This window comes from Herbaspirillum sp. CF444 (assembly GCF_000282135.1).
In the GTDB taxonomy this organism is placed as follows: Bacteria; Pseudomonadota; Gammaproteobacteria; order Burkholderiales; family Burkholderiaceae_D; genus Herbaspirillum.
Map to the genome: position 1 here is coordinate 1 of NZ_AKJW01000124.1, position 1,758 is coordinate 1,758.

Consider the following 1,758-nt stretch of genomic DNA (forward strand, 5'->3'; position numbering starts at 1 on the left):
CCGCCGCCGACAGGCTGCCGGCCTGGACGATGCGCACGAAGGTCTGGATCAACTCGATGCGGTCCGAGGCCGTGGGTGCGGGCGGGTTGAAGTTGTCTGGCGGGCTCATACGTCGAGCGTATAACAATTCTGCAAGCCATGCCACTACCGCAGCGCAGCACCCCGGCGCAAACTGCGATCCATCAACAAATCAAGGGGTGTTCGTCATGTCTTCCATTCAATCTACGCATACAGCCGGCGCCGGGGCTGTCCCAGCTGTCCCGGTCAAGCCGGTGAACCAGCTGCCCGCTTCGCTGATGCTGCTGCTGGCGGCCGGCACCGGTTTTGCCGTGGCCTCGCTGTATTATTCGCAGCCCATGCTGGGCATCCTCGGCGCCGACATCGGCGCATCGGATCGCGCGGTCGGCATGGTGCCGATGCTGACCCAACTGGGTTATGCGCTCGGCATCCTGCTGCTGGCGCCGTTGGGCGATCGCTACGATCGCCGCCGCATCATCCTGATCAAGGCAGCAATTCTGGCGGGTGCCTTGCTGCTGGCCGGCGCCTCGTCCGGCATCGGCCTGCTGCTGGTCGCCAGCCTGGTGATCGGTTTGTCGGCAACCATGGCGCAAGACATCGTGCCTGCCGCCGCGACGCTGGCCTCGGACGAACATCGCGGCAAGGCCGTCGGCACGGTGATGACCGGTTTGCTGCTGGGCATCCTGCTGTCGCGCGTGCTGAGCGGATTCGTCGCCGAACATTTCGGCTGGCGCACCATGTTCGTCGGCGCTTCCGTCAGCATTGCACTGGTCGGCGTCGCTGCCTGGCGCGGTCTGCCGCGCTTCAAGGCCACCACGCATTTGTCGTACAGCGCGTTGCTGGGTTCGCTGGGCAAGCTGGCGCGCAAGCATCCGGCGCTGCGCCGCGCGGCCCTGTCGCAGGGTTTGCTGTCGGTGGGTTTCAGCGCCTTCTGGTCGACGCTGGCGGTGATGCTGCATGGCGCGCCTTTCCATCTGGGCAGCGCCGCGGCCGGTTCCTTCGGCCTGGCCGGCGCCGCCGGCGCCCTGGCTGCGCCGCTGGCCGGACGCATCTCGGACAAGAAAGGCCCCGAGCTGGTGACCCGCCTCGGCATCGGCCTGACGGCCGTATCGTTTGCCGTGATGGCGCTGGCTGCGCAGGCTTCCGCCGGCACGCAATTGTGGTTCCTCGCCATCGGCGCAGTCGGCTTCGACCTCGGCGTGCAGGCCACGCTGGTGGCGCACCAAAGCATCGTCTACAGCATCGAACCCGGCGCCCGCAGCCGCCTCAATGCCGTGCTGTTCGTCTCGGTGTTCATCGGCATGGCGACCGGCGCCGCGCTGGGCAGCCTGGCGCTGGCGCAGTGGGGCTGGGCGGCCGTGGTGGGATTGGCGATGCTGACCTCGCTGGCGGCGCTGGCCGTGCGGATGTGGCCGGGCAAGAATCGCAAGGTCTGAGTCCTGGAGATGCAACCAAGGGCCGGAGCGGCGGATGACCGCTCCGGCCTTTTTCATGCCTTCGCAATGCATGTCAGAACGATAACTGTTTGCGCGCGAAACGACGTCCGTCAGCAATAAAGCGCCGGCGCACTTGAAGAACGCCAGCCTTGATACCACCTAGGGCCTGTTCACACTAAATCTGCGAGATGCGTTGCTGCCAGAAAGCGTGGTGGCAAGGCGCGTGGCGTAGCAGGTGGTGGGCCCACCTGCAAGCCATGCAACGCGGCCAGCGCGCTTTCTGGCGGCAACCCTTCGGGAACGG

Annotated in this window: 1 protein-coding gene and 1 pseudogene; one reads left to right on the forward strand and one right to left on the reverse strand. The window is 66.4% G+C overall.

Features of this window, described 5'->3' with window-relative positions; genetic code table 11:
• Window positions 1-109: pseudogene (locus PMI16_RS26225) on the reverse strand (LysR family transcriptional regulator); the annotation flags it as partial.
• A 97-nt stretch (window positions 110-206) separates the two neighbouring features.
• Here PMI16_RS26225 and PMI16_RS24905 point away from each other — a divergent pair.
• Window positions 207-1,454, forward strand: a complete 1,248-nt coding sequence (locus PMI16_RS24905) for an MFS transporter (RefSeq protein ID WP_007884805.1) — start codon at window positions 207-209, stop codon at window positions 1,452-1,454.
• The last annotated feature ends 304 nt before the right edge of the window (window positions 1,455-1,758 follow it).